Raw genomic sequence first — 25,837 nt, 5'->3', positions numbered from 1 at the left:
GCTTACTTCGCGCGGCGGCGTGCCACGCCGGCCAGCAAGGCCAGGCCACCGATCAGCAGCGCGTAGCTCGAGGGCTCGGGCACGGCCAGTGCGAACTGGCCCGGGTTGCCGATGCCGCCGTCCAGCGACAGGCGCGAGCCGAAGGCATCGCCGTCCGAGGCCAGCACCCAGCGGGTGGGCGTGGTCTGCTGCAGATCGGCCAGGCTCAGCGGGTTGCCGCTGCGCGTGTCGGCGCGCACCGTGCCGCGTGCCTGGTCGCCATAGGTCAGGCGGTCGACCAGCTGGCCGGCGCCGTCGAACAGATTGATCTCGTCGGCGCGACCCAGATTGGTGCCGTTATTGCCGATCACCTTGACGCTGGCGGCCAGGCCCCAGGCGGCACGGAAGTCGGCCGCATCGGACTCGGCCAGTATCACCGACTCGCCGGCGCCCACCAGGCCGAAGCCCGACAGATTCACGACACCGGCCAGGCGCGAGTCGTCGTCGAAGGACCAGCCGCTGAAGTCCACGGCCGTGCTGCCGAGGTTGGTGAACTCGATGAATTCCGAGGTGTTGTAGAGCCACTCGGTGATCTGCACCTGGGCCTGTGCAGCGAGGCTGCCCAGGCCGAGAGTGGCGGCGATCAGGCTGCGGGAAATCGTCTTGCTCATCATCAGCTCCTGGCTTGCTTGTTGTGACCGAAGTCGGCAAGTTAGGAGGCGTCGATGACAGGCCCGCGACAGTGCTATGACCACCCCCGCGGATCGGGGGTGGGAAGCGGCGGCGGGCCAGCCCTCAACCCTGCAGCAGCTGGGCCACCACCGCGATCGCGATCACCTCGGGCTGCTTGCCGCTGATGCCGGCCACGCCGATCGGGCTGGTGACATGGGCCAGCTCGGCCTCGGAAAAGCCGCGTGCCAGCAGACGCTGGCGGAAGCTGGCCCATTTGCTCTTGCTGCCGATCAGGCCCACATAGGGCAGATCGCCACGCTCACGCTGGCGCTGCAGGCAGGCGGCGACAACGTCCAGGTCCTCGGCATGGCTGAAGCTCATGATCAGCACCAGGGAGCCGGGGGCCAGGTCTTGCACCGCCGCCTGCACCGGGTCGGAATGCTCGGCGCCGACATTGTCGGGCAGCTCGGCCGGGAAGATCTCGTCGCGGCTGTCCACCCACAGCACCCGGGCCGGCAGCCGGCCCAGCAGCGCGATGATGGCCCGCCCTACATGGCCGCCGCCGAACAGCGCCACCGGCATCAGGTTCTCCTCCTGCGCCAGCCGCGCCCGCAGACCGCCGATATCCGCTGCGCCCAGCAGCTCGTAGCGCAGATGCACGACGCCGCCGCAGCACTGCCCCAGGCTGGGCCCCAGCGCATAGCGGCGCAGCGGCTCGGCCACGACGCCGGCCGCCAGCGCGGCGCGCGCCTGGGCGATCGCCTCGAACTCCAGCTGGCCACCGCCTATGGTGGCAAACAGCCGGTCCGGCGTCACCGCCATCCAGGCACCGACCTCGCGCGGCCCGCTGCCCTGTACCTGGTCCACCGTCACCAGCACGGCCGGCCCCTGCGCCAGTGCCTGTTGCAAGGTCTGCCATTCACGCATAAGGCATTCAGCTACCGCGGTAAGTGGAATAGCTCCATGGGCTGGCCAGCAAGGGCACATGGTAGTGCGAGCCCACATCGGCGATGCCGAAGTCCAGCGGCACCTCGTCCAGAAAGGCCGGCTCGGGCAGCTGCACGCCACGCGCCTTGAAATAGGCCGCGACGCCGAACACCAGGCGGTAGCGCCCGGCCAGCAAGGCCTGACCCTCCAGCAGCGGGCCGTCGGCACGGCCATCGGCGTTCAGCTTCAGGGTCTTCAGCTCGCGCGCCTCGCGCCCGTCCAGGCGGTACAGGGTCACGGCCATGCCGGCGGCCGGGCTGCCGTGCATGGTGTCCAGCACATGGGTGGTGAGCTTGCCCATCGATTGTTCCTCCGAGTTCAAGCGGCAAAGTGTATACACTTCGGAACACAATGCCCGCCAAACCTCTTGAACCGGTCTCCGACCGGGCCGCCGAGTCCGTCACAGCCACCGACCGGATCGCCGACTCGATCACCCAGGCCATCGTCGAGCGCCGGCTGATGCCCGGCACCAAGCTGGCCGAGCAGCAGATTGCCGACATCTTCCAGGTCTCGCGCACGCTGGTGCGTCAGGCACTGAACCAGCTCAGCCGGGATAGGCTGGTGACGCTGGAGCCGGCGCGCGGCGCTTTTGTGGCCCAGCCAAGCGTCGAGGAAGCGCGCCAGGTCTTCGAGGTGCGCAAGATGCTGGAGGCGGCGATGATCGGCCAGCTGGCCGTCACCATCACCAAGGCCCAGATCGCCCAGCTGCGCGCCCATCTGAAGGCCGAGCGCGAGGCGGTGGCCCATACCGATGTCAGCGGCCGCACCCGGCTGCTGGCCGATTTCCATGTGATCCTGGCGCGCATGCAGGGTAATGAGGTGCTGGCCCAGCTGCTGACCGATCTGCTCTCGCGCAGCTCGCTGATCGCCTTGATGTACCAGAGCAGCCACTCGGCGGCCGAATCGCAGGCCGAGCATGAAGCCATCGTCGACGCACTGGAGCGCGGCGACAAGAAGGCCGCGCTGAAGCTGCTGGAGGCGCATCTGGGCAATGTCGAGGCGAATCTGCGGCTGAACCCGCGTGTCAAGGATTTGAAGAGCGTGCTCTCACCATGAAAACACTGATGCAAACTGGCCGGGGCCCAGCGCCGGGCCGCCCCAAGCGGGCCCCCATCCCCTCGGGGGATCGGGCGATGTACTCATCGAACGAGGGGCTGACATGTACCCCAGAGACTTGATCGGCTACGGCGAGAAGCCACCGCATCCGCAGTGGCCGGGCCAGGCCCGCATCGCGCTGCAGTTCGTGCTGAACTACGAGGAAGGCGGCGAGAACTCGGTGCTGCATGGGGACGCCGGCAGCGAGCAGTTCCTGTCCGAGATGTTCAACCCGCCGGCCTTTCCGGCGCGGCATCTGAGCATGGAAGGCATTTACGAGTACGGCTCGCGGGTGGGGGTCTGGCGCCTCTTGCGCGAGTTCGAGAAGCGGGCGCTGCCGCTGACGGTGTTCGGCGTGGCCATGGCGCTGGAGCGCCACCCGGAGCTGACGAAAGCCCTGGTCGAGCTGAACCATGAGATCGCCTGCCACGGCTGGCGCTGGATCCACTACCAGGGCATGGACGAGGCCACCGAGCGCCAGCATATGGAGATCGGCATGGACCTGCTGCAGCGCCTGACCGGCGAGCGAGCCTCCGGCTGGTACACCGGCCGCGACAGCCCCAACACCCGCCGCCTGGTGGCCGACTACGGCGGCTTCGAGTACGACAGCGACTATTACGGCGACGACCTGCCCTTCTGGCTGCAGGTCAGGAAGAGCGACGGCGCATTGGCCCCGCACCTGGTCGTGCCCTACACGCTGGACTGCAACGATATGCGCTTCGCCCTGCCCCAGGGCTTCAGCCATGGCGACGAGTTCTTCGAGTACCTGCGCGACAGCTTCGATGTGCTCTATGCCGAGGGCGACGAGGCCCCAAAGATGATGAGCATAGGCATGCACTGCCGGCTGCTGGGCCGACCCGGCCGCATGCGCGCGCTGCAGCGCTTCATGGACCACGTCGAGAAGCACGACCGCGTCTGGGTCTGCCGCCGCGTCGACATCGCGCGGCACTGGCGCGCCACCCATCCCTTCGATGCAAACACCGCTTTTGTCTGGGAGTGAGGCCGCCATGCTGACCCTGACCCGTTTGAACGCCGCCAGCGATGCCGACTTCGTCGCGCTGCTGGACGGCACCTATGAGCACTCGCCCTGGGTGGCCGAGCGGGCCGCCGCCGCCCGCCCCTTCGCGACCCTGGCGCAGCTGAAGCTGGCCCTGGCCCGCGCGGTGCGCGAGGCCAGCCGCGAGGAGCAGCTGGCCCTGATACGCGCCCACCCCGAGCTGGCCGGCAAGGCCATGGTGGCCCAGTCGCTGACGGCCGAATCGAGCAAGGAGCAGAGCAAGGCCGGCCTGACCGCCTGCACGCCCGAGGAGTTCGCCCGCATCCAGCAGCTCAACGCCGACTACAGCGCCAGGTTCGGCTGGCCCTTCATCCTCGCGGTGCGCGGCCCCCGGGGTCAGGGCTTGCCCCGCAGCGAGATCATCGCGACCTTGGCGCGCCGGCTCGCCGGCCATCCGGACTTCGAGCGGGCCGAATGCCTGCGCAATATCCACCGCATCGCCGAGATCCGCCTGAACGACAAGTTCGGCGCCAGCCCCGCGCTGGGCGAGCAGGTCTGGGACTGGGCCGAGGCCCTGGCCGTGCATTCCGACCCCGGCTTCAAGGAGCGCGGCGAACTTACCGTCACCTATCTGACCGAGGCGCACCGCGCCTGCGCCGCGCAGCTGCAGCAGTGGATGCTGGACGACTGCGGCTTCGACGAGGTCAGCCTCGACGCGGTGGGCAATGTGGTGGGCGTCTATCACGGCGCCGAACCGAATGCGAAACGCCTGCTGACCGGCAGCCACTACGACACGGTGCGCAATGGCGGCAAGTACGACGGCCGGCTGGGCATCTTCGTGCCCATGGCCTGCGTGCGCGAGCTGCGCGCGCAGCGCCGGCGCCTGCCCTTCGGCATCGAGGTGGTCGGCTTCGCCGAGGAAGAAGGCCAACGCTACAAGGCCACCTTCCTCGGCTCGGGCGCGCTGATCAAGCAGTTCGACCCGCGCTGGCTGGATCAGCTGGACGCCGACGGCATCTCCATGGCCGACGCGATGCGCGCGGCCGGCCTGCCGGCGACGCTGCGCGCCATCGCCTCGCTGCAGCGCGATGCCGCGCAGTACCTGGGCTTTGTCGAAGTGCATATCGAGCAGGGGCCGGTGCTCAACGAGATCGACCTGCCGCTGGGCGTCGTGACCTCGATCAACGGCAGCCTGCGCTACCAGTGCGAGATCGTCGGCATGGCCTCGCATGCCGGCACCACGCCGATGGACCGGCGCCGCGACGCCGCCGCCGCCGCCGCCGAGCTGATCCTGTTTGTCGAGAAGCGTGCCACCGCGGTGCCCGATGTGGTCGGCACCGTCGGCATGCTGCAGGTGCCGGCCGGCTCGATCAACGTGGTGCCGGGCCGCTGCCTGTTCAGCCTGGACCTGCGCGCCACCACCAACGCCGCGCGCGACGCGCTGGACGCCGATGTGCGCGCCGAGCTGGCCGCCCTCTGCGAGCGCCGCGGCCTGAGCTTCACGCTGGAGCAGACCATGGCGGCCGATGCCGCCCCCAGCGACCCGGCCTGGCAGGCCCGCTGGGAAGCCGCGGTGCGCGCCCAGGGCCTGCCGGTCTACCGCATGCCCTCGGGCGCCGGCCACGACGCGATGAAGCTGCACGAGGCCATGCCGCAGGCCATGCTCTTCCTGCGCGGCGCCAACGCGGGCATCAGCCACAACCCGCTGGAATCCATCAGCGCCGACGACGCGCAGCTCTGCGTCCAGGCCTTTCAAAGCCTCTTGCACAACCTCGCCGAAGAATGCCGCCCATGAACACTCGCTACGAACAACTCGATCGGTGGATAGACGCGCATTTCGACGAGCAAGTGCGCTATCTGCAGGCCCTGGTCCAGGTGCCCACCGACACGCCGCCCGGCAATAACGCGCCGCACGCCGAGCGCACCGCCGAGCTGCTGGCCGCGATGGGCTACACGGCCGAGCTGCATGCGGTGCCCCAGGCCGAGGTCAAGGCCTATGGCCTGGAATCGATCACCAATCTGATCGTGCGTCGCTCCTTCGCCCCCGGCGGCCCGGTCATCGCGCTGAACGCGCATGGCGATGTGGTGCCGCCCGGCGAGGGCTGGACGCACGGCCCCTATAGCGGCGAGCTTGTGGACGGCAAGCTTTACGGCCGTGCCGCCGCCGTCAGCAAGAGTGACTTCGCCAGCTACACCTTTGCGCTGCGCGCGCTGGAGTCGCTGAACGCGCCGCTGAAGGGCGGCGTCGAGCTGCACTTCACCTACGACGAGGAATTCGGCGGCGAACTGGGCCCGGGCTGGCTCTTGAAACAGGGCCTCACCAAGCCCGATCTGCTGCTGGCCGCTGGTTTCAGCTACCAGGTCGTCACCGCACACAACGGTTGCCTGCAGATGGAAGTCACGGTACACGGCAAGATGGCACACGCCGCCATCCCCGACACCGGCGTCGACGCGCTGCAGGGCGCGGCCGCCATCCTGAACGCGCTGTATGCGCAGAACCTCGAATACAAAAAGGTCAGCAGCCGGGTCGAGGGCATCACGCACCCCTATCTGAATGTCGGCCGCATCGAGGGCGGCACCAACACCAATGTCGTGCCCGGCAAGGTGGTGCTGAAGCTGGACCGCCGCATGATTCCCGAGGAGGATCCGGTCGCGGTCGAGGCGAACATCCGCGAAGTGATTGCCCAGGCGGCCGCCAGCTATCCCGGCATCACGGTCGAGATCAAACGCCTGCTGCTGGCCCGTGCGCTCCAGCCGCTGCCCGGCAACAAGCCCCTGGTCGAGGCCTTGCAAAAGCATGGCGCGGCGGTCTTCGGCGAAGCGATCCCGACCTCGGGCACGCCGCTCTACACCGATGTGCGCCTCTATGGCGAACAGGGCATCCCGGCCGCGATCTACGGCGCCGGCCCGCGCACCGTGCTGGAAAGCCATGCCAAGCGGGCCGACGAGCATCTGGTGCTGGAGGACCTGCGGCGCGCGACCAAGGTCGTCGCGCGAAGCTTGTACGACTTGCTGCAGGGCTGAGGTACACAGAAAAAAGCCAGCCGCTTCGTGATGCTGCCACTGCTCTACAGCTACCGCCGCTGCCCCTATGCGATGCGGGCCCGCATGGCCCTGCTGCAGGCCGGGCTGCGCTTTCGTGCCCACGAGATCGTGCTGCGCGACAAGCCGGCCGAGCTGCTGGCCCTGTCACCCAAGGGCACGGTGCCGGTGCTGCGGCTGAGCGATGGGCCGGTGCTGGAGCAGAGCTGGGACATCATGCGCTGGGCCCTGGCGCCGGCCGATGCCGACGGCTTCTGGCAGCGCGCCCAGACGCCCGAGAACCTGGCGCTGCTCGGCATCAACGACGGCGAGTTCAAGCACCATCTCGACCGCTACAAATACCCTGACCGCTATCCCGACGCCGACCGCAGCCGGCATCGCGACCACGCCGTGGCCGCACTGCTGGCGCCGCTGCAGCAGCGGCTGCAGGGTCAAGCCTATCTGGGCGGCGACTCGCCCTGCGCCAGCGATCTGGCGATCTTTCCCTTCGTTCGCCAGTTCGCGGCGGTGGAGCCCGACTGGTTTGGCGATGCGGCGCAGCGCGCGCGGTGGCCGGCGCTGCAGCACTGGCTGGCGCAGTGGCTGGGCAGCGCGCTGTTCGCCGCCTGCATGGTCAAGCTGCCGGTCGGGCAGGCGGTGGAGTTTCCGGCACCGGCCGCGTGATCGGATCGGGCCTGACGATGACCTCGCAGGTCATCGCCACAAAGCAGCCACTCGCGCACAGTGGAGCCATCAACAACGGAGCCCACCCTATGCCCGCCTTCGCCATCGCCCATCTCCGCGACGTCCAATTCGGTCCGGACATCGTTCACTACCTGGAGCGCATCGACGCCACGCTGGCGCCCTTCGGCGGCCAGTTCCGCGTGCATGGCGCTAGCGCCGAGGCGATGGAGGGTCAGTGGATCGGCGACATCGTCGTGGTCGAGTTCCCCGACCTGGCACGCGCCCGCGCCTGGTACCGCTCCGAGGACTACCAGGTCATCGTGCCGCTGCGCAGCCGCAACTCGATCGGCGAGGTGATCCTCGTTGACGGCGTGGACGGCGGGCACCGGGCGACCGACATCCTGGCGGGCGTGGGGGCCTGAACAGGAGTCAGGTCTTGCCCGGGGCGGGGCGGGGCGGGTCACAATGCCGCCCGGGTACTGATCGATGCATGAATCATCGACGGCCCGCCGGCCCGCTCCTCCCGACCACCCGCCATGAACCCCTGCCCAGGCGCCAGCGCCCAGCTCATTTCCACCCGCGTGCCGCACCGGGTCCGCACCGCCACCGTGCGCGACGATCTGGTGGGCTGGGTGCTGTCGGGCCGCAAGCGCCTGTCCACGCCCTTCGGCGAGACCCGCTTTGCCACCGGCCAGGTCTTCGTCATCCCGCGTTCGACCCAGTGGGACATGATCAACGAGCCGGCCGCAGGTGGCCACTACGAGGCACGCATGATGGGCTTTGCGCCGCCGCTCATCGAGCGGTTTCACGAGCGCTTTGCCCAGTTCACCGCGACACCGGCCGTGCAGAGCTGCGCCAGCACGGTGGCGGACGAGGCCTTTGCGGCCAGCTTCGACCATGCGACCGCGGCGCTGCTGGATCCCGAGGCCTCGCAAGCCCTGCGCGAACACCGCGCGCTCGAGGTCCTGCTGCTGCTTGCGGAACGCGGCCTGGTGTTTGCGCCGGCGCGCGAGCTGGGCTGGACCGACCGCGTACACCGCCTCGTCGGCCAGCGCCCCCATGCCGCTTGGACGGTGGACGAGGTCGCCCGCGCATTTCATCTGAGCGCCAGCACCTTGCAGCGCCGGCTGGCCGATGAAGCCACCTCGCTCAGCCGCTGCGTGCGCGAGGTCAGGCTGGAGGCCGCGATGGCCCTGCTGCAGGGTTCGGACCTGCAGGTCTCGGAAATCGCGGCTCGCTGCGGCTACGACTCCCACAGCCGGTTCTCGGCGGCGTTCCGCCAGCGCTTCGGCTACGCGCCCTCACATCTGCGGCCCTGAGCCGCAGCGCACAGCGAATGACGCCGTCGGGCTAGCGCGGCGCGTTTGATCGCTGCATCATTCGGCCTCCTCTCAACACGGAAGGCCCCATGAAACACACGCTTGTTGCCGGCGCGCTGCTCGTCACCGCCACCCTGACCCACGCCGTCGGTTTCCAGCTCAGCAGCCCCGACATCAAGTCCGGCGGCACGATCGACCCGCGCTTCGAGTTCAATGGCTTCGGCTGCAGCGGCGAGAACAAATCGCCCGCCCTGCAATGGCGCGGCGCGCCCGCCGGCACCAAGAGCTTTGCGGTCACGGTCTACGACCCGGACGCTCCCACCGGCTCGGGCTGGTGGCACTGGTCCGTCATCAATCTGGGCGCCGATGTCAATGAACTGAAGCCTGATGCCGGCGCCGTCGGCGGCGCCAATCTGCCCAAGGGCGCCAGCCATGTGCGCATCGACTACGGCGTCGCCGGCTGGGGCGGCACCTGTCCGCCGCAGGGCGACAAGCCGCACCGCTACATCTTCACCGTCTACGCGCTGAAGACCGACAAGCTCGAACTCCCCGCCGACGCCACCGCCGCGCTGGCCGGCTACATGATCAAGGCCAACGCACTGGGCCAGGCCAGCTTCACCGCCAAGTACGGCCGGGCCAAGGCCAAGCCCTGAGCGGCCGAGCCGGCCCTGCTCGACGGTGAAGAAAGAGCGGACCTATCTTCGCTTCAGTCAGGGCCTCACCGTACCGAAGGCCCGGACGCCGGACGCGGGCCGTGACGCAGGGTCAACAAGGTGCCCAGGCTCAACGCGACGAGCGCGAAGCCGGGGCCGCCCAGCGCGCCGACATGGTCGACCAGCAGGCCGCCGAAGATGGCGCCGCTGGCGATCGCGATCTGGAAGGCCGCGACCAGCAGGCCGCCGGCACCCTCGGCCTGATCGGGCGCGGCCCGCACGATCCAGGTCTGGAAGCCGACCGGGAAGGCACCGAAGGCAAAGCCCCACAGCGTGACGGCGACGGCGGTGACCAGCACCGAGCTGCCGGCGACCAGCAGACTGGCCGCGAGCACCGCGATCAGCGCGCCGCCGCTGACGATGGCGTGGCGCTCGCTGCGCTGGGCGATCCAGCCGCCGGCGAAATTGCCGAAGAAACCGCCGACGCCATAGCCCAGCAACACGGCGGTGATCGCGCCGACCGACAGCTGGGTGACCTGCTCCATCAGCGGGCGGATATAGGTGAAGCCGGCAAAGTGCCCGGAGATCACCAGCAGCACGGCCAGCAGGGCCATGCGCACATTGGGCCGCCTCAGCAGCTCGCCCAGCACGCGCAGATCGGGCTTGTCGCGCGGCGGCAGCGCCGGCAGCGTGAAGAACTGCACCAGCAGCGTGACCACGCTGACCACGCCGGCCGCGACAAAGGCGCTGTGCCAGCCCCATCGATCGCCCATCCAGGCCCCGATGGGTGCGGCGCCGACGGTGGCGACCGAGACGCCGGTCAGTATCAGCGACATCGCGCGGGCAAACAGCGGCTCGGGCACCAGGCGCAGCGCCAGCGCGGCCGACATCGACCAGAAGCCGCCCAGCGCCACGCCCAGCAGCACCCGGGCAGCCAGCAGCAAGGCCAGGCTGTCGGCCAGCACCGTCAGCACGTTGGACAGCAGCAGCAGCAGGGTCAGCGCCAGCATCACAAGCCGGCGGTCCAGCCGGCGCGTCAGCAGCGGTATCGCCGGCGCCGCGACCGCGCCGACCAGGGCGGTCGCGGTGACCGCCTGGCCGGCGGCGCCATCGCTGACGCCCAGGTCGGCGGCCATCGCGGTCAGCAGGCTGGCCGGCAGGAACTCGGCCGTGACCAGGCCGAACACGCCCAGCGCCAGCGAGACGACGGCGGGCCAGCGGGCGGCGGCGGCCGAGGGTTCAGGGCTGCCGGGCAAGGCCACGGCGTTCGGAGCGAGGGTCGCAGAGCAGGTCGAGGAAGACACGTTGGAGGCCGTTGTAGTGGACTGAGCGCCCAGCTTAGAGATAGGATCCCGGCGTTTCCATGCCGGAATATCCGAAATGCTTGATCTTTTATCCAAGCCTGCTCACAGCCCCTCGCCCGAGCCGGCCCCGGGCCCGCGCGATATGCTGACCGAGATCCTGCGCGGCCTGCGCCTGGACGGCGTCGAATACGGCCGCTGCCTGCTGCAAGCCCCCTGGGCGGTGGCCTTCCCGGCGCAGCGCGCGGCGCGCTTTCATTTCGTCGGCAGCGGTGGCTGCTGGTTGCGCACACAGACCAGCGAATGGCTGCAGCTGCAGCCGGGCGATGCGGTGCTGCTGCCGCGCGGCAGTTTCCATATCATCGCCAGTGCGCCCGAGGTGCCGGCGGTCGATGTCGACTCGCTGGCCCGTGTCGCGGTCTCGGAGAATATCTACCTGGTCGGCGGCGAGGCTCACGAGGCCGGTGCACCGGAGATCAGCGATTCGACACCGACGCCCGACCTGATGTTCTGCGCGGCGCTGCGCTTCAATCTGGATCCGCTGCATCCACTGGTGGCGATGATGCCCGAGCTGATGCTGGCCGGCGAGCTGGCGCAGCGCGATCCCACCGTGCCGGCGCTGCTGGAGGCGATGGAACGCGAGGTCAGGCTGGAGCGCATCGGCGCCTGCGGCCTGCTCGCACGGCTGGCCGATGCGCTGGCGGCCAGCGTGATACGCGCCTGGGTCGAACGCGGCTGCGGCAGCTCGACCGGCTGGGTCGCGGCGGTGCGCTGCCCCCGGATCGGCCAGGTGATCGCGGCCATCCATGCCGACCCCGAGCGCGACTGGAGCGTGCCGGCCCTGGCCGAGCTGATGGGCGCCTCGCGCTCGAGCTTTGCCGAGGCCTTCACCCGCACGATGGGCGAGAGCCCGGCGAAATATGTCGCCAAGGTCAAGATGTTCCAGGCCCGGCGCTGGATCAGCCACGAGGGCATGCGCATCGCGGTGGCCGCCGAGCGCCTGGGCTATGACTCGGAGGCCTCGTTCAGCCGCGCCTTCAAGCGCATCATTGGCCAGCCGCCCAGCAGCGCCCGGGCCGAGCAGCAGGGCCGCAAGGCGCCGCCGCGCAGGTCCTCAAGGCCCTGATCGGCGCGCTCAGCGCGAAGCGCTGGTGGCGCGGTGCGAAGCCCTGGCTGCGCGGTGCGGCAGCGTTGCCAGCCGATGCAGCGCCGCCCGCAAGGCCGTCGCCGCGACGCCCAGGCTGCGATCGCTGCGCCGGGCCAGATAGGTCTGCACCTGCGCCACGCCCTGCGGGCCCAGCGCGGTGGCGGCCAGCGGCAGCAGCTGCTGCTCGGCCAGCTCGCGCTCCACCGTCCACCGCGGCAGCCGGCCCCAGCCGACGCCGGCCAGTATCAGCGCGCGCTTGGCCTCCTGGGTGCCGACCCGCAGTGTCTGCGGCGACAGCACGCCGAAGTCGCGCCCCTCGGACAGCGCCGTCGGATCCTCCAGCACGATCTGCAGCTGGTCGGCCAGGTCCGCGCTGGTGAGCGCCTGGCGGCGCCGGGCCAGGAGGTGGCTGGCAGCGGCCACCGCCACGATGGGCACCGTCTGCAAGGCCTCGGTTTCGATGCGGGGGTCGAGAAAATCCTCGCCCGCCATGATGGCCAGGTCGCAGCGCCGCTCGCGCAGCGCCTGCAGCGGCCCGCCCAGCGGCGCCACGCTCAGGCGCAGGCGCACCGCCGGCAGCGCCTCGCGCAGCTCCCCCAGCGCGGCAGCCACCAGAGGCAGCGGGTAGAGCGTGTCCACCACCAGGGACAGCTCGATCTCCACGCCCTCGCCCAGGCCGCGAGCGCGGGCCCGCATGAAGTCGACCTTGAGCAGCACGGCGCGGGCGTCTTCCAGCAGGGCCGCGCCCGCCGCCGTGAGCGTGGGGCGGTGGCCGCTGCGGTCGAACAGGCTCACATCGAGCTGCTGCTCCAGATTGGCGATGGCATGGCTGACGGCCGACTGCGCGCGCAGCAGGCGCGCCGCCCCGGCGCGGAAGCTGCCGGCCTCGGCCACGGTGACAAACATGCGCATCTGATCGAGTGTGAGAGCGTCCAGCATTGATCGATTTTATAGATCAAGAATCTCTGAATTTTATGGCTTCCGTCGATCAGCAGCGCTGCCGATACTGGCCTCATTCCACACAGGAGGTTCGGCACATGAGCAAGGTTCTGGTTCTTTACTACTCGTCCTACGGCCATATCGAGACCATGGCCGCCGCTGTGGCCGAGGGGGTGCGCAGCCACGGCGCCGAGGCGGTCGTCAAGCGGGTGCCCGAGCTGGTGCCGGCGTCCGTCGCGGCCCGCTACAAGACGGCGCCGGACACGCCGCTGGCCCGGGTGGAGGAGCTGCCCGACTACGACGCCATCGTGATCGGCACACCGACGCGCTTCGGCGCTATGGCGGCGCAGATGAAGAACTTCCTGGACCAGGCCGGCAGCCTGTGGGCCCGGGACGCGCTGGTGGGCAAGGTGGGCAGCGTCTTCACCTCCACCGGCAGCCAGCATGGCGGGCAGGAGTCGACGATTCTGTCGACGCACATCGTGCTGCTGCATCTGGGCATGGTGCTGGTGGGCCTGCCGTATAGCTACAAGGGCCAGCTGCGCATGGACGAGATCACAGGCGGCTCGCCCTATGGCGCGTCCACGCTGGCCGACGACGGGCGAGGCGGCGATCGCCAACCCAGCCGCAACGAGATCGAGGCGGCCCGCTACCAGGGCCGCCATGTGGCGCGGATCGCCGGGGCGCTGGCACAGGCGCCGGCATGAGGCGCGCGGAGATGCCGCCGCGCAGCGACTGGCGGGCCGTCTGGCTGGTGGTGGCCGCCGGGGTGGCCTCGGCCTTTCAGCTGGGCAAGGTGGCGATTGCCGCCCCGCAGCTGCAGGCCGAGCTTGGCCTGAGCCTGGCGATGCTGGGCGGCCTGGGCGCCACCTTCGCCGTGCTGGGGGCGCTGGGCGGGGTGGCTGCGGGCTCGCTGGTGGCCCGCGCCGGGGATCGCTCCATGCTGCTGCTCGGGCTGCTGGCCACGCTGCTCGGTTCGGTGCTCGCCCTGGCCACCGGCAGCTTTGCGCTGCTGCTGGTCTCGCGGGTGATCGAAGGCCTGGGCTTTCTGCTGATCACCGTGGCCGGGCCCACGCTGCTGGGACGGCTGGTGCCTGCGGCCGACCGGAACGCCGCGTTGGCGCTGTGGAGCTGCTTCATGCCGGCCGGCATCGCGCTGGCGATGCTGACCGGGCCCCGGTTCGACGACTGGCGCAGCCTCTGGACCGCTGCAGCGCTGGTCACCGGCCTGATCATGCCCGCCGTGGGCTGGGCGGTGCCACAGGCGCCGGCCGGCGCCGAGGGGTCGAGGCCGCCGGCTCGGGTGGCCGAGGTCTGGCGGTCCCTGCCACTGGCTGCGAGCTTCCTGCTCTACAGCCTGATGTTCTTCGCGCTCTTCAGCTTTCTGCCGGTGCTGCTGCAGCAGCGTCTGCAGGTGGGGCCAGCGACGGTGGGCTTGCTGGCGGCGCTGGCCAGCGCGGCCAATATCGTCGGCAATCTCGCCGCCGGCCTGCTGCTGCAAAGGCTGAGCCGCGCGGCGCTGGGAGGCGGCGCGGCGCTCACGATGGGGCTGTGCGCGCTGGGCATCTTTCTGCCGGTGCTGGACCCGTGGGCGGCCTTCGCGCTGTGCCTGCTGTTTTCGGCGGTGGGAGGCCTGATCCCGGCCAGCCTGCTGTCGGCGGTACCGCAGCAGTGCGCGACGCCGGCGCAGGCCGCGCTCGCCGTGGGCCTGCTGATGCAGGGCAGCAATCTGGGCCAGGCGCTGGGGCCGCTGCTGGTGGGCCGCGCGGTGGACAGCCATGGCTGGCCGGCCGCTGCGGCCTGGGTGGCTGCAGCGGCCCTGGCCATGGTAGTCACGCTGTTCTGGCGTCCGGGGGCCCGAGCCGCATAGCCGAAGGCAGCGATGCCTGCGCTACAGTGCAGCCCTGCCCGCCCGCCGTGCCCCATGCGCCTCCTCCTCCTGCTCCGCGACACCTCGCCCAACGGCATCACCACCTACAACCGCATCCTGGCGCGGGAGCTGGTGGCGCAAGGCCACGAGATCCATGTCTGGCCGGCCCGCAGCGACTTCGGCGCCGGCCGGGCACTGCGCCTGCCGCCGGCCCATCCGCTGCTGGAGCCACTGGCCCGGCCCTGGCTCAAGCGGGGACTCAAGCCCGACCTGCTGTTCGTCAACAGCTACACCCAGGCCCGCTTCGCCCACCAACTCAAGGCCAGCGCCGGCATCCCCTGGCTGGCCTGCATGCACAACGGCCACGGCCTCGAACGCATGGCCCAGTGGCTGCAGCTGTTCGGCAATGCCGACGGCGTGGTCACGATGTGCGAGACCCTGCGTGCCACCTATGCCCAGCTGATCGCCGATGGCGGCGCCGCCCACCAGCCTCCGGTGCTGGGCAGCCGGCTGCCGATAGCCATGCCGGCGCTGCGCGAGCGCAGCGCCGAGGGGCCGATCACTCTGGGCTACTGCTCGCGCCTGAGCGGCCACAAGGGCCCGCGCTGCGAGGCCTGGCTGGAAGCCATCGCGCGGCTGCCCGGGCGTGAGCGCTACCGTGTGCTGGTGATTGGCGGCGGCAGCCATCTGAAGGCCTTGCAGGCCAAGGCCGCCGCCTTGGGACTGAACGCCGAATTCAGCGGCATGGTGGCCGACCCGGCGCCGCTGCTGGAGCGCATCGATGTGATCACCGGCGCCGGCTATGCGCTGATGGAGGGTCTGATGCGCGGCTGCGCGGCGGTGGGCCTGGGCTTTGGCGGCTGCATCGGCGCGATCACCGAGCAGACGCTGGACGAGGCCTATGCGCTGAACTTCGGCGACCACTGCCCGCGCGCCTACCCCGGCGATGCCGACAGCATCGCGGCCGCGCTGGCCACCGCCATTGCCTCGCTGCAGACTCCGGGCCTGGCCCGGCTGCACCAGCGCGCGCGCGCGTTCTCGGCGCCCGGGCCGGTGGTCAGCGAGCTGGTGGATTTCATCGCGCGCTGCAGGCGCGGCTGAGCCGGCGTAGCTCGAGCACCGGCAGGGTGCGGCGCTGCTCGCCGCCGCCCACCTCGACCAGCGCCTGCAGCGACAGGTCGCGCGGATCGGCATCGGCCGGGGCCTCGCGGAGCCAGCGCGCGGGCTCGATGCCGGTCAGCCCGTCCACCACCCAGCCGACCGCGCCGCCCCCCTCGTCATCCACCACCAGCACCATCGCGTCGGCGTGATCGGCCGACGGCCGGGCCTGGCCCAGCACCGTGCGCAGGCAGACCAGGGGCAGGGCCTGGCCGCGATGCAGCAGCAGGCCCAGCATGCCGGGCGCATCCGAGGCGGCGGCGCCGCGCTGCGGCGGCAGTCGCATGATCTCGCGCACCTGGGTCAGCGGCGTGCCCAGCTCGGTGTCGAGGCGATAGGTCAGATAGCTGGTCTGCGGCCCCTGGCCTGCAGCCTCGGCGGCCTCGGGCGAGGCGAGCTCGGCCCGGCGGTGGCTGCGGGCGGCCGGGATCGGGTGGCTCAACCCGGCCAGCGCCTGCAGCACCGGCTCGGCCAGCAGGGCCGCGCTGCGCAGCAGCAGCACCGGCGCCGCCTCCTGCTCGGGCGGCAGCAGGCCGGCAAACAGCTCGGGACGCCGCAGGCCCAAGAAGGGCAGCGGCAGCAAGGCCTGGGCGGCGAGGTGGCGGATATCGCGCACCAGGTCCAGCACCAGGGCCAGCCGCCCGGCCCCCAGGCGCAGCACCAGCACATCGCTGAGCGCCGCGGCCGGGCTGCGACCCAGGCCCAGCAGCTGCAGGCTGTCGACCACCGGGATCTCCTGGCCATGATGGTGGATCACGCCCAGGCAGAGACCGCCGCGCAGCTCGCTGCCCAGGATCTGGGCCTGCGGCACCGTGGTCTCGACCAGGGCTGCGGCAATCGCCAGACCATGGCCGCCGACCTCGAACAGCAGGCAGGGCTCGCGCGGGCCGGCGGCGGCGGTGGCGCCCGTCTCGCCTGCTTCGCGCGCCTCGGCCACCAGGGGCGCGCCCGCCAGCCGGGCCAGCGCGGCCGGGTCCAGCACGGCCACCAGGCCGGCATCGGCCGGCGCATCATCGAGCGCGAACGCGTGAGTCAGCAGCCCAGGCGCACTGTCAGCCACGGCGGGCTCCAGGCCATGCAGCCGGGCCGGGGCCACGATGCTGCCAACGCCGTCAAGCAGCAGGCCCAGCAGCAGCGGCCGCTCGGCCGTGCCCAGGCGCAGCAGCAGTATCACCCGCTGCGGCGTCGGCAGGGCCGCCGCCAGCCCCAGCAGCGGCGCCGGATCCAGCACCGGCACGACGCTGCCGCGCACATCGATGGCCCCGCGCAGCTCGGCCGCCGCGCCGGGCAGCGGGGCCAGGGCCGCCGGGCAATGGATCACCTCGCGCACCGCCGCGACATCGATGCCCAGCGTGCAGCCGCCCACCCGTATCAGGCCGAAACGCAGGCCGGTCGCCGCCATCATGGGCCTCAGCGCGGCGCCGCCGCACCGGCGCCGCTACCCAGGCCGGCGACCAGCTCGGCCACCTCGCGGGCCACGCCCTGCTGGGCCTGGGCGGCCTCGGCGATCTGGCGGATCGAGTCGCTGGTCTTGCCGGCGCTGGAGACGATGCCCTCGAAGGCATCGCGCGCCTTGGCCGAGCGCTCCGAGCCGGTATCGACCCGCTCGCCCGACTCCTCGATCAGCTTGGTGATCGCATGGGCCGCCTCCGAGCTGCGCTCGGCCAGGCGCCGCACCTCGCCGGCCACCACCGAGAAGCCCAGCCCATGCTCGCCGGCCCGGGCCGCCTCGATCGCGGCATTGAAGGCCAGCAGATTGGTCTGGGCCGCGATGTCGCCGACCACCCGCACGATCTCGCCGATCTGGCGGCTGCTGGTCTGGATCAGCTCGATCGACTCGATCGCCTTCTGCAGCGCCGCAAAGCCCTGCTGGGCATTCTCCTGCGTGGCGCCGGCCAGTGCGGCGGCGGCCTGGGTCGACTGGCCGATGCGGGCGATCGCCTGGTCCAGCGCGCTGATCGTCACGCCCATCGCCGTGGTCTTCTGGCGCACATCCCGCTCCAGCCGCACCTGGTCGCTGACATCCACCGCGTACTTGATGACGCCGCGCGGCTGGCCCTTCATATCGAAGATCGGGCTGTAGGTGGCCAGTATCCAGACCTCGCGGTTGAACTTGCCGACACGCTGGAAGCGGCCGCTGCGATGCTCGCCCTTGCCCAGGCGCAGCCAGAAGTCGCGGTACTCCTCCGAGGTGATGTATTCGGGCGGGCAGAAGCTGCTGTGGTGGCGCCCCACCACCTCGCGCAGGCTGTAGCCCATGGTGCGCAGAAAGTTCTCGTTGGCGGCCAGCACATTGCCGTCCAGATCGAACTCGATCGCGCCCAGGCCCAGGTCCACCGCCCTGACCCGGCTCTCCACCTCGCTGCTGCGGATCTTGGCGGCGGTGACGTCGATCGCGTACTTGACGATCTTGGTGATGCGGCCCTCGGGATTCATGATGGGGTTGTAGGTGGCCTGGATCCAGACATCCTTGCCGTTCTTGCCCAGGCGCTTGTACTCGCCGCTGTCGAACTCGCCGCGCGCCAGCTTGTCCCAGAAGCCCAGATAGGCCTCGCTGCCGGCGTAGGCCGGGTCGCAGAAGATGCGGTGGTGCTTGCCGCGCACCTCCTCCAGCGCATAGCCCATCAGCTGCAGGAAGTTGGCATTGGCCGTCAAGACATGACCCTTGAGGTCGAACTCGATCACCGCCTGGGCCCGGCTGATCGCGTTGACCTTGCCCTGGAACTCGGCATTGCTGAGCCTGGCCTCGGTCACGTCATGGGCGAACTTGACGATCTTCAGCGGCCGGCCCTCGAAATCGAAGATCGGGTTGTAGGTCGCCTGCAGCCACAGTTCCTGGCCCTGCTTGGCCAGGCGCTTGTAGATGCCGCCGTCGAACTCGCCCCGGCCCAGCTTCTGCCAGAAGCGCTGGTAGTCCTCGCCGGCCGCGTACTCGGGCTCGCAGAACATGCGGTGGTGCTTGCCGCGCAGCTCCTCGAGGTTGTAGCCAACCAGCTGCAGAAAGCGCTCGTTGGCGTTCAGGATGTTGCCGCGCAGATCGAACTCGACGACCGCCTGCGAGCGCGAGATCGCCGCCACCTTGCCCTCGGCCTCGGCGGCGCGCAGCTTGGCGCCGGTGATGTCGTAGGCAAACTTGACGATCTTGAAGGGCAGGCCGTCCAGATCGAGGATGGGGTTGTAGCTGGCCTGGATCCAGACCTCCTTGCCGTTCTTGCCCAGGCGCTTGTACTCGCCGCCGTCGATCTCGCCGCCGCGCAAGCGGGTCCAGAGCGCGGTGTACTCGGGGCTTTGCGCATACTCGGTCTCGCAGAACATGCTGTGATGCTGGCCGCGCACCTCGGCCAGGCTGTAGCCCATCAGCTCCTGGAAGTTCTTGTTGGCATCCAGCACCCGGCCCTGCAGATCGAACTCGATCACCGCCTGGGCCCGGTTGATGGCCGCCACCTTGCCCAGCAGCTCGGCATTGCCCAGCTTGCCGGCGCTGATGTCCAGCACATACTCGACGACGCGCAGCGGCTTGCCGTCCACGCCCAGCACCAGGTTGTAGCTGGAACGCACATAGACCTTGCGGCCGTCAGCGGCCAGGCGCACGAACTCGCCCTCCTGAGACTCGCCGGCCCGCAACCGCTCCCACAGGCGCTTGAACTCCGGCCCCGCCGCATAGGCGGGCTCGCACAACATCGCATAGGGCTGGCCCTGCAGCTCGGCCAGGCTCCAGCCCATCAGGGTCAGGAAGTTGTCGTTGGCGCTCAGCATGTGGCCGTCCAGATCGCACTCCACCACCGCCTGCACCCGCGCGATCGCGCCGACCCGCGCGCTCAGGTCGGCCGCCGCCAGGCGCTGCTGGGTGGTGTCCAGCGCCACCAGGGTCAGCCGGCTGCGCGCCTCGTTGGCAAACAGCCAGCCCTCCAGCATCGCGGTGGCGCCACCATCGCCGGGCCGGGCCGGCAGCGTGACCGTGGCGGCCCCATCGGCGGCGCCCAGCGCGGCATTCCAGGCCGTGCGCATGGCCAGCAGATCCAGGCCCAGCAGGGCATCGCGGTCGATGCTGCCGAGCCGCCCGCGCTCCAGCGCCAGCGTCTGCAGGGCCAGCTCGTTGGCATCCAGCAGCAGCCCGCTGCTGACCTCGAACACCAGGGTCAGGTATTGCTGGTTCAGCGCATGGGCCAGCGCCGCTATCGGCACCTCCGACAGCTGGGGAATCGACGAATAGGTCATCTTCTCTCCCTGTTTGCACAGCCCGGCAGGCGGCGGCCCATCGTAGTGACAGCGAGGCGCCCCGGTCAATCACGGCGTGTGGCGGCCCGCACGATGAGCTGGCGCTCGCGCAGCGCCTCGGGTTCGAAGGGGCTCCAGTCGGGGCGCTGCTGCTCGTAGAAGCCGTAGAGCCGCTCCAGATTGCCCAGCAGCTGGGCGTTGTCCGGCGCCAGCGCCAGCGCGGCCATCAGCTCGCGCGACAGCCGCGCCGCGCTGTCAGCGGTCAGGGCCCCGGGGCCGACGGCCACCCGCGCCAGCGCCGCCAGCTGGCGCGCGCCGGCATAGGCCGGCAGCTGCACCTGGGCCTGCTCGAACAGCGCCAGCGCCGGCTCGTAGCGCCCCTGCTCCCAGGCCTGCCAGCCGCGCAGCGCGCTGGCCAGCCCCCAGGCGCCGGGCGCCAGATCGGCCGGCACCGCGCGCTCATAGCGGCTCAGGCCCTGCTCCATCAAGGCGGCCGTGCGGGTGCGCTGGGCGGCCGTCAGCCCGTCGACCCGCAGCCGCACAAAGGCCGAGACCGCATCGACATAGGCCAGCTCGGGCAGCCAGCGCTGCAGCGACCAGGCGGCCTGCTCACCCGGTTGAGCCGCCACCTGCACCCAGCCGCCAGGGCCGCCCTGCTGCGACTGCAGATGCAACCATTCGCCGCGCGCCTCGCTGACCCAATAGGCCAGCGCCTGGTGGGGCGAGAACTCGATGGACCGGCCGGCAGCGCCGCGCTCGGGCCGGGGCCGCAAGACCATGGCCTGGCGGAAATCGCGGTCCACCTGGGCCAGCTCGGCCCGGCTGATGCGGCGTGGCGCGAAAGCGATGGCCTGGGTCGGCAGGCTGCCGCGCAGCTGCAGCGGCCCGTTCTTGAACCACAGCTGTTCAGCCCCGCCGCCCTCGCCAACCTGGCGCACAAAGCGCAGATAGCTCTGCAGATAGAACTCGCCGGCCTGCTCGAACAAGCGGCCCCAGACCAGCACCGCCCCCTGGCCCGGCCGCAGCGCGCCCGACGCACCGACCCGGGTGATGCGGCCGACGATCACATCGACATCGCAGACCTCGCCCGGCTCGGCCCACAGATGCTTGGCGCCTATCGAGGGGTACTTCAGCAGGCCCATCAGCACTTCCAGATGGACCAGCGCGGCGATCTGGCGGCTGGCCAGCTGCAGCTCGGGCGGCGGTGGGCGGCCATCGCGGGTGTCGGCGTGATAAGGCAGGACCAGGGCATTCAGCGCCGCGCCCGGAAACACCGAGGCATAGCTGCAGGGCTCCATGCCGGCCGCGCGCGCCGGGCCGGCCAGTACCGCCAGCAGGCTCATCAGGACGTATAGACAGCGGCGCATCATGGCTTGGCCTCCTCGTCGCAGGGCTTGGCACTCGCTCGCAGGCGCAGCAGGCCGGTCTTCGGATAGGCCGCGTCGGCCTTGGCCTCGCTGATCGCGCGCCCGGCCGATGTCAGCACAAAGGCGCGCAGGCCTTCCAGCTCGCTCTTGGTCCGTCCCTCCAGCGGCCGTTTGGCCAGGGCGGCCAGCAGCACATCGGCGCGGCACAGATTGCGATGCGCCGTGTCAAAGCTGCGCTCGCGCAGCAGCTTGAAGCCGAAGGCACTGGCGACAAAGGCATCGATATCGCTGGAGCGCGCCACCAGCTGGACCGGGTCCCGGATCGGCGTGGCGCCCGGCTCGGGGTAGCTCAGGCGCTGCAAGGCGCCGGCGGCGGCCTCGTTCTGGTTGGCCGCCTGCCGCAGCGGCACCAGCAGATAGCTCAGCTGCGCGCTGGGCTGGCTCGTGCCGCCGGGCCCGGGTTCGCTGGACAGCTGGCCCCAGACCTCCAGCAGGACCCGCCGCGTGTGCAGGCCGTCGACCAGGCGCGGGTTGTGCTCGCGCCCGTCCAGTGCCGGTGCGCGGCCCGGGCAGGCGACGAAGCGCACCGGCGTGTCGGGCAGATTGATCCAGCGGGCATTGCGGTTCTGGTCGAGCTCGAACTGCAGACGCTCCAGATAGTTCTTCAGCTCGGCCGGCTTGAGCAGCTCGCCGCTCGGCTCGCTGAGCAGGACCGTGAAGCTGCCGGCCTGGGGCTCGCAATCGATGATGACGGCCTGGGCCGCACCGGTGCCCACAGCCAGAAGCCAGCTCAGCCAGTGTTTCCTCATCGCGGTCTCCCTCATTCGTCCAGCATCGCCAGCGCCGCGTCGACCGACTTCAGCAGCCGCGGATAAACCTCGCCCGCCCCCTCGGGCTTGACACGCACCAGGGCCTCGAAGCCGGCCGGCCGCCCGGCCAGCGCCGCCTCCACCAGGCCGCGATAGCGCCGCAGCGCCGGCCGGGCCTTGCCGCAGCCATGCTGGCCCAGCATCAGCACGACCTTTTCCTGCGCCTGCCACTCATACTGCTGGCGCAGGCCCAGCACCCGGGGCAAGGCGGCACAGACCAGCTCGGGCTCGCGCAGCGCCAGCACATTCAGGCCCTCGGCCGCCGCCGCGCCACCCATGCCGCTCTGGCGCAGATGACTCATCAGCCCCGGCAGCGCCGGCTCGCCATAAGAGGCCAGCAGGGTGGCGGCGCTGCCGAGCTCGGCCTCGCTGCCCTTGCCGCCGAGCTGTATCAGCAGGCCCTGCATCTCCTTGGTGTAGGAGAGGTCGAGCTGGCGCTGCTTGATCGCCAGGTCCACCGAGTCCTTCAGCGCAAAGCCCAGCACCAGCACGACCGCCGCGGCGACCAGCTTGGGCAACTCGGCGCCCATCCAGGCGGCGGCGCAGGCCAGCACTGACCGGGCTTCCGATGGGGCCGCTGCCGGCGCTGGCTGGGCCTGCAGCAGTTGCTCGATGCGCGCCAGCCGTTCTTCCACCGTGCCGCTCATGCCTGGGCTCCGCTTGTCGCGATGCCGCAGTCTGGAGCGGACGCGCCCGGGCGTCAAACCCTAGAACGCCACACAAAGGGGCGACGCATCCCATCTTGGTGCAGACAGATTGCATACAGTTTCATCAATTCCTTGTATGCAGCATTGCGACCACGCCGCGGCAAGGCCTGGCTTGATGGCATGGAGATTGCTCCGTAGAGTGGATCGCCGGGTCGGCAAGACCTGGCCCTTCCTTATTCCTTGCAAGATTCACGGAGACATCCCGATGCTGACAACAAGCACCCGCCGCCACTGGCTGGCCGCCGCCACGCTGGCCGCCCTCGGCACTTTCGCCGCCGCCGCCCAGGCCCAGACCACGCCGCTCAAGTTCCAGCTCGACTGGCGCTTCGAGGGCCCGTCGGCGCTGTTCCTGCAGCCGATCGCCAAGGGCTTGTTCAAGGCCGCCGGCCTCGATGTGACGCTGGACGCCGGCAACGGCTCCGGCGGCGCGGTGACCCGGGTGGCCTCGGGCTCCTATGACCTGGGCTTTGCCGACCTGGCCGCGCTGATGGAGTTCCATGCCAACAATCCCGATGCGCCGAACAAGCCGGTCGCGGTGATGATGGTCTACAACAACACGCCGGCCGCGGTGCTGACGCTGAAGAAGTCCGGCATCAGCAGCGTCGCGCAGCTGAGCAGCAAGAAGCTCGGCGCCCCGGTGTTCGACGCCGGCCGCAAGGGCTTCGCCATCTTTGCCCAGGCCAACAAGATCAGCAATGTGGCCTGGACCAGCATGGACCCGCCGCTGCGCGAGACCATGCTGGTGCGCGGGGACATCGATGCGATCACCGGCTTCTCCTTCACCTCGCTGCTGAACCTGGAAGCGCGCGGCATCAAGGCCGCCGATGTGCAGATCTTTCCCTATGCCGAGCACGGCGTGAAGCTCTACGGCAACGCCATCATCGCCAGCCCGAAGCTGCTCAAGGAGAAGCCCGAAGTCGTCAAGGCCTTTCTGCTGGCCTTTGCCAAGGGCGCCAAGGAAGTGATGGCCAATCCGGATGCCTCGATTGCCTATGTGAAGCAGCGCGACGGCATCATCAACGAGGCGCTGGAGAAGCGCCGCCTGCGCCTGGCCATCGATGCCGTGATCGCCAGCCCCGATGCGCGCGCCGAGGGCTTCGGGCAGGTCCTGGCCCCGCGCCTGGCCCTGATGGCCAGCCAGATCTCGGATGCCTATGGCACCAAGACCCGCGTCGTCCCCGAGGCGGTCTGGAACGGCGCCTTCCTGCCCAGCAAGGCCGAGCTGGATGTCTTGCCGCCCAAGCGCTGAGGCGGGCTCATCATGGACAACTTCGTCGACTTCCGGCGGGTCTGGCTCGCCTACAACGATGAGCTCTGGGAACAGGGCAAGTTCGCGGTGGAGGACATCTCGCTGACACTCAGGCGCGGCGAGTTCGCGGCCATCGTCGGGCCTTCGGGCTGTGGCAAGAGCACCTTCATGAAGCTGGCCACCGGGCTTAAGAAGCCCAGCCGCGGCGAGATCCATGTGGACGGCCAGCCGGTCAACGGGCCGCTGAAGATCAGCGGCATGGCCTTCCAGGCGGCCTCGCTGCTGCCCTGGCGCACGACCTTGCAGAACGTGATGCTGCCGCTGGAGATCGTCGAGCCGCACCGCAGCCAGCTGCGTGCCAGGAAGGCCGAGTACATCGAGCGGGCCCGCGCGCTGCTGGCCAGCGTCGGCCTGTCGGGCTATGAGGACAAATTCCCCTGGCAGCTCTCGGGCGGCATGCAGCAGCGCGCCAGCATCTGCCGCGCGCTGATCCACGAGCCCCAGCTGCTCTTGCTGGACGAGCCCTTCGGCGCGCTCGATGCCTTCACCCGCGAGGAGCTGTGGTGCACGCTGCGCGACCTGCAGGCGGCCAAGGGCTTCAATGTGATCCTGGTCACGCACGATCTGCGCGAGAGCGTGTTCCTGGCCGACACCGTCTACGTGATGAGCAGAAGCCCGGGCCGGCTGCTGCACCGGCGTGAGATTGAGCTGCCGCGCCCGCGCGAGCTGGAGCTGACCTACACGCCGGCCTTCACCGAAATCGTCCACGAGCTGCGCGGCCATATTGGCGCGCTCAGGAAGAGCGGCGCGGAGGTGGCGCAATGACAGCGAAGAAACCCCATCTGCTGTTCAAGCGCTACGCCTCGTCCCTGCTGCTGCTGGCCATCCTCTTGCTGTGGCAGCTGATCTGCAGCGCGCTGCAGGTCTCGGAGTTCATCTTCCCCAGCCCCTGGGCCATCGCCCAGGCCCTGGCCGACTATCACCAGGTCATCCTGGGCCACGCCTGGCGTACCTTCTGGGTGACCCTGGCGGGCTTCGGCATCGCCATCGTCGTCGGCGTGCTCTTGGGCTTTCTGATGGGCAGCTCGCAGCTGGCCTACAAGGCCATGTACCCGCTGATGACCGGCTTCAACGCGCTGCCCAAGGCGGCCTTCGTGCCGATTCTGGTGGTGTGGTTCGGCATCGGCGTCGGCCCCGCGATCCTGACCGCTTTTCTGATCAGCTTCTTCCCCATCATGGTGAACATCGCCACCGGCCTGGCCACCCTGGAGCCCGAGCTGGAGGATGTGTTGCGGGTGCTGGGGGCCAAGCGCTGGGATGTGCTGGTCAAGGTAGGGCTGCCGCGCTCGCTGCCCTATTTTTTCGCCGCGCTGAAGGTCGCGATCACCTTGGCCTTTGTCGGCACCACGGTGTCCGAGATGACCGCCGCCAACGAGGGCATCGGCTATCTGCTGATCTCGGCCGGCGCCTCGATGCAGATGGGCCTGGCCTTTGCCGGCCTGGTCGTCGTCGGCGCGATGGCGATGCTGATGTACGAGCTGTTCGCGGTGCTGGAGCGCCGCCTGACCGGCTGGGCCCACCGTAGCGACAACCACTGAATTCCCA

Annotated in this window: 25 protein-coding genes; 15 read left to right on the top strand and 10 right to left on the bottom strand. The window is 70.0% G+C overall.

All coding sequences use genetic code 11. The features are described 5' to 3' along the window. Positions 1-2: 2 nt before the first annotated feature. The 3 genes from ABGI63_RS09565 to uraH all read right to left on the bottom strand — a co-directional run bounded on the left by ABGI63_RS09565 (position 3) and on the right by uraH (position 1,939). Entirely contained in the window at positions 3-650 is a 648-nt protein-coding gene (locus tag ABGI63_RS09565) for a lamin tail domain-containing protein (RefSeq protein ID WP_349742200.1), read from the bottom strand. 124 nt (positions 651-774) lie between these two features. Beyond that, positions 775-1,578 carry a xanthine dehydrogenase accessory protein XdhC gene (gene xdhC / locus ABGI63_RS09560; protein ID WP_349742199.1) on the bottom strand — a complete coding sequence of 268 codons (804 nt, stop codon included), beginning with the start codon at positions 1,576-1,578 and terminating at the stop codon, positions 775-777. 7 nt (positions 1,579-1,585) lie between these two features. Then, positions 1,586-1,939, bottom strand: a complete 354-nt coding sequence (gene uraH, locus ABGI63_RS09555) for a hydroxyisourate hydrolase (RefSeq protein WP_349742198.1) — start codon at positions 1,937-1,939, stop codon at positions 1,586-1,588. Between the two features lie 50 nt (positions 1,940-1,989). On the opposite strand from uraH, the gene ABGI63_RS09550 reads away from it, so the two are divergent. From ABGI63_RS09550 to ABGI63_RS09515, 8 genes are all read left to right on the top strand, one after another. Continuing rightward, entirely contained in the window at positions 1,990-2,694 is a 705-nt protein-coding gene (locus ABGI63_RS09550) for a GntR family transcriptional regulator (RefSeq protein ID WP_349742197.1), read from the top strand. A 103-nt stretch (positions 2,695-2,797) separates the two neighbouring features. Continuing rightward, the gene (gene puuE / locus ABGI63_RS09545) at positions 2,798-3,733 is read left to right on the top strand and encodes an allantoinase PuuE (RefSeq protein WP_349742196.1); all 936 of its coding nucleotides are present in this window, start codon (positions 2,798-2,800) and stop codon (positions 3,731-3,733) included. A 7-nt stretch (positions 3,734-3,740) separates the two neighbouring features. Continuing rightward, entirely contained in the window at positions 3,741-5,525 is a 1,785-nt protein-coding gene (gene uraD / locus ABGI63_RS09540; protein ID WP_349742195.1) for a 2-oxo-4-hydroxy-4-carboxy-5-ureidoimidazoline decarboxylase, read from the top strand. Then, positions 5,522-6,754 (top strand): M20 family metallopeptidase, encoded by a 1,233-nt coding sequence (locus ABGI63_RS09535; RefSeq protein WP_349742194.1) that lies wholly within the window; start codon positions 5,522-5,524, stop codon positions 6,752-6,754. The genes uraD and ABGI63_RS09535 overlap by 4 nt, the downstream gene beginning before the upstream one ends. Positions 6,755-6,784: 30 nt before the next feature. Next, positions 6,785-7,435: a glutathione S-transferase gene (locus tag ABGI63_RS09530; protein ID WP_349742193.1), complete on the top strand. Its 651-nt coding sequence runs from the start codon at positions 6,785-6,787 to the stop codon at positions 7,433-7,435. An 89-nt stretch (positions 7,436-7,524) separates the two neighbouring features. Continuing rightward, entirely contained in the window at positions 7,525-7,857 is a 333-nt protein-coding gene (locus ABGI63_RS09525) for a DUF1330 domain-containing protein (RefSeq protein WP_349742192.1), read from the top strand. Positions 7,858-7,971: 114 nt separating this feature from the next. Continuing rightward, positions 7,972-8,754: a helix-turn-helix transcriptional regulator gene (locus ABGI63_RS09520; RefSeq protein ID WP_349742191.1), complete on the top strand. Its 783-nt coding sequence runs from the start codon at positions 7,972-7,974 to the stop codon at positions 8,752-8,754. Between the two features lie 89 nt (positions 8,755-8,843). Next, a complete protein-coding gene (locus ABGI63_RS09515) occupies positions 8,844-9,407 on the top strand; it encodes a YbhB/YbcL family Raf kinase inhibitor-like protein (RefSeq protein ID WP_349742190.1) in 564 nt (187 codons plus the stop codon). Between the two features lie 65 nt (positions 9,408-9,472). On the opposite strand, the gene ABGI63_RS09510 is transcribed toward ABGI63_RS09515, so the two are convergent. Next, positions 9,473-10,669 (bottom strand): MFS transporter, encoded by a 1,197-nt coding sequence (locus ABGI63_RS09510; RefSeq protein ID WP_349742395.1) that lies wholly within the window; start codon positions 10,667-10,669, stop codon positions 9,473-9,475. A 118-nt stretch (positions 10,670-10,787) separates the two neighbouring features. Between ABGI63_RS09510 and ABGI63_RS09505 the strand changes: the two genes are divergently transcribed. Next, positions 10,788-11,834 carry an AraC family transcriptional regulator gene (locus ABGI63_RS09505; protein ID WP_349742189.1) on the top strand — a complete coding sequence of 349 codons (1,047 nt, stop codon included), beginning with the start codon at positions 10,788-10,790 and terminating at the stop codon, positions 11,832-11,834. A gap of 9 nt (positions 11,835-11,843) precedes the next feature. Here the strand turns inward: ABGI63_RS09505 and ABGI63_RS09500 are convergent, their stop codons facing one another. Next, positions 11,844-12,794, bottom strand: a complete 951-nt coding sequence (locus tag ABGI63_RS09500; RefSeq protein ID WP_349742188.1) for a LysR family transcriptional regulator — start codon at positions 12,792-12,794, stop codon at positions 11,844-11,846. A 98-nt stretch (positions 12,795-12,892) separates the two neighbouring features. Here ABGI63_RS09500 and wrbA point away from each other — a divergent pair, with 98 nt between their 5' ends. Genes wrbA through ABGI63_RS09485 form a run of 3 tightly spaced genes read left to right on the top strand, consistent with a single transcriptional unit; the run spans position 12,893 to position 15,765 of the window. After that, positions 12,893-13,501 (top strand): NAD(P)H:quinone oxidoreductase, encoded by a 609-nt coding sequence (gene wrbA, locus ABGI63_RS09495; RefSeq protein ID WP_349742187.1) that lies wholly within the window; start codon positions 12,893-12,895, stop codon positions 13,499-13,501. Beyond that, positions 13,498-14,664 (top strand): MFS transporter, encoded by a 1,167-nt coding sequence (locus tag ABGI63_RS09490; RefSeq protein ID WP_349742186.1) that lies wholly within the window; start codon positions 13,498-13,500, stop codon positions 14,662-14,664. Before wrbA ends, ABGI63_RS09490 begins: the two co-directional genes overlap by 4 nt. A 54-nt stretch (positions 14,665-14,718) precedes the next feature. Continuing rightward, positions 14,719-15,765, top strand: a complete 1,047-nt coding sequence (locus ABGI63_RS09485; RefSeq protein WP_349742185.1) for a glycosyltransferase family 4 protein — start codon at positions 14,719-14,721, stop codon at positions 15,763-15,765. On the opposite strand, the gene ABGI63_RS09480 is transcribed toward ABGI63_RS09485, so the two are convergent. The 5 genes from ABGI63_RS09480 to ABGI63_RS09460 form a co-directional block, all read right to left on the bottom strand. Beyond that, positions 15,740-17,227 carry a chemotaxis protein CheW gene (locus tag ABGI63_RS09480; protein ID WP_349742184.1) on the bottom strand — a complete coding sequence of 496 codons (1,488 nt, stop codon included), beginning with the start codon at positions 17,225-17,227 and terminating at the stop codon, positions 15,740-15,742. The genes ABGI63_RS09485 and ABGI63_RS09480 overlap by 26 nt on opposite strands. Positions 17,228-17,232: 5 nt before the next feature. Then, a complete protein-coding gene (locus ABGI63_RS09475; RefSeq protein WP_349742183.1) occupies positions 17,233-20,040 on the bottom strand; it encodes a methyl-accepting chemotaxis protein in 2,808 nt (935 codons plus the stop codon). A gap of 65 nt (positions 20,041-20,105) precedes the next feature. Continuing rightward, positions 20,106-21,410, bottom strand: coding sequence for a hypothetical protein (locus ABGI63_RS09470; protein ID WP_349742182.1), 1,305 nt, complete (start codon positions 21,408-21,410; stop codon positions 20,106-20,108). Further along, positions 21,407-22,216 carry a hypothetical protein gene (locus ABGI63_RS09465; RefSeq protein WP_349742181.1) on the bottom strand — a complete coding sequence of 270 codons (810 nt, stop codon included), beginning with the start codon at positions 22,214-22,216 and terminating at the stop codon, positions 21,407-21,409. The genes ABGI63_RS09470 and ABGI63_RS09465 overlap by 4 nt, the downstream gene beginning before the upstream one ends. 11 nt (positions 22,217-22,227) lie before the next feature. Further along, positions 22,228-22,923, bottom strand: coding sequence for a hypothetical protein (locus tag ABGI63_RS09460; RefSeq protein WP_349742180.1), 696 nt, complete (start codon positions 22,921-22,923; stop codon positions 22,228-22,230). 265 nt (positions 22,924-23,188) lie between these two features. Here ABGI63_RS09460 and ABGI63_RS09455 point away from each other — a divergent pair, with 265 nt between their 5' ends. Genes ABGI63_RS09455 through ABGI63_RS09445 form a run of 3 tightly spaced genes read left to right on the top strand, consistent with a single transcriptional unit; the run spans position 23,189 to position 25,830 of the window. After that, on the top strand, positions 23,189-24,232 hold the full coding sequence (locus tag ABGI63_RS09455) for an ABC transporter substrate-binding protein (protein ID WP_349742179.1): 1,044 nt from the start codon (positions 23,189-23,191) through the stop codon (positions 24,230-24,232). Between the two features lie 12 nt (positions 24,233-24,244). Beyond that, positions 24,245-25,057: an ABC transporter ATP-binding protein gene (locus ABGI63_RS09450; protein ID WP_349742178.1), complete on the top strand. Its 813-nt coding sequence runs from the start codon at positions 24,245-24,247 to the stop codon at positions 25,055-25,057. Continuing rightward, a complete protein-coding gene (locus ABGI63_RS09445) occupies positions 25,054-25,830 on the top strand; it encodes an ABC transporter permease (RefSeq protein ID WP_349742177.1) in 777 nt (258 codons plus the stop codon). Before ABGI63_RS09450 ends, ABGI63_RS09445 begins: the two co-directional genes overlap by 4 nt. Positions 25,831-25,837 lie beyond the last annotated feature (7 nt).

Origin of the sequence: Roseateles cavernae, assembly GCF_040187885.1 — a bacterium.
GTDB classification, from domain to species: domain Bacteria; phylum Pseudomonadota; class Gammaproteobacteria; order Burkholderiales; family Burkholderiaceae_C; genus Roseateles_E; species Roseateles_E cavernae.
The sequence above is the reverse complement of the archived record's forward strand: the minus strand, read 5'-3'. Positions and strand labels throughout refer to the sequence as shown.